At 60.8% G+C, this 1340-nt stretch carries 2 protein-coding genes and 1 pseudogene; all 3 read left to right on the forward strand.

Annotation, left to right across the window (positions count from 1 at the left end; all coding sequences use genetic code 11):
* Positions 1 to 132: 132 nt before the first annotated feature.
* A complete protein-coding gene (locus RHBS_RS27805) occupies positions 133 to 597 on the forward strand; it encodes an SRPBCC family protein (protein WP_128646929.1) in 465 nt (154 codons plus the stop codon).
* 89 nt (positions 598 to 686) lie between these two features.
* On the forward strand, positions 687 to 953 hold the full coding sequence (locus RHBS_RS27810; protein WP_128646930.1) for a GlsB/YeaQ/YmgE family stress response membrane protein: 267 nt from the start codon (positions 687 to 689) through the stop codon (positions 951 to 953).
* A 134-nt stretch (positions 954 to 1087) separates the two neighbouring features.
* Positions 1088 to 1340: pseudogene (locus RHBS_RS27815) on the forward strand (phosphatidylserine decarboxylase family protein); the annotation flags it as partial.

The following is a 1340-nucleotide window of genomic DNA, read 5'->3' on the forward strand; positions in this document are numbered from 1 at the left end:
ATCAAATTGAAACAGCCCGCCTGCTACGAATTACTGCTCACCTGCGTAGCCAGCTGTGGCCGTCGACACATAGGATGCGCACGATTGAGTGTGACAGTCAGTTGCATTTACCTCACTACCTGGAGGCCCACGTTGAGCAAGACTCTCGAAGCCACGATCGACATCGCCGCGAGCCCCGAGACCGTCTGGTCGATCGTCTCGGATCTGCAGCGCATGGGTGAGTGGAGCCCGCAGTGCAAGAAGATGAAGGTCTTCGGCGGCCCGGTCGGCAAGGGCACCAAGACGCTCAACGTCAATCGCAAGGGAATGCTCGTCTGGCCGACCACCTCCAAGGTCGTCACCTTCGAACCCAACCGTGAACTCGCGTTCCGCGTCGTCGAGAACAAGACGATCTGGTCGTACACCCTCACTCCGACCGCGACCGGAACGACCGTGGTCGAGAAGCGGGAAGCGCCGACGGGCACGTCGGCGGTGTCGTCGTTTCTGGTGCAACGCATCCTCGGTGGTACCGACGAATTCGACGTCGAGTTGATCGACGGCATGAACAAGACTCTGCGTCGAATCAAGACCGAGAGCGAAAAGTCGAGCAAGAAATAACTTTTCTCAGGAATGTTTCAGGTTCGTTTCCCACGGGCATCCGTCGTTTCGACAAGCAATAGACACGAACGGAAAGTTGGGGGCACCCTATGTTGGGACTCGGATTTATAGGCTGGATCATCATCGGCGGATTGGCCGGTTGGATCGGTAGCAAGATCATGAAGACGGATGCTCAGATGGGCATCATCCTGAACATCGTCGTCGGCATCATCGGCGGCCTCCTGGGCGGTTTCCTGCTCAGCACCTTCCTCGACGTCGAGGGCGGCGGGATCATCTTCAGCTTCATCACCTGCCTGCTCGGCGCGTGCATCCTGCTGTTCCTGGTCAAGCTCGTGACGGGACGCAGTCGCGTCTGATTTCACTCGCACCTCTCGGCTGCCGGGGCACCTCACGTACGCTGTGAAGGCCTCGGCAGTCGTGCGTCTACGCCTCGATTGCTTCGAGCACCACGACCTGCCAGCACCTGTCCGACGAAAAGTTAGAGGAGACCGTGGCACGCCGTCCCGCCCCGATTGATCAACCGCCCCGCACCGGAGTGGCTCACATCGTCGACTTGGTTCGTGAAACGGTTCCACCGCTACACCCCGCAGGCCTGCCGTTCGTCGGCGGTCCGCTCGCCGTCGCAGTTCTCGGCCGCCGCTCCAAGTGGGTCCGAAACGCCGGTCTCGTCGCCGCTGGAGCCTGCGCCACCTTCTTCCGCCACCCGTCACGAGTACCGCCGAATCGCCCCGCGTCGTCGTCGC

This window comes from Rhodococcus sp. BS-15 (assembly GCF_000813105.1).
In the GTDB taxonomy this organism is placed as follows: Bacteria; Actinomycetota; Actinomycetes; order Mycobacteriales; family Mycobacteriaceae; genus Rhodococcoides.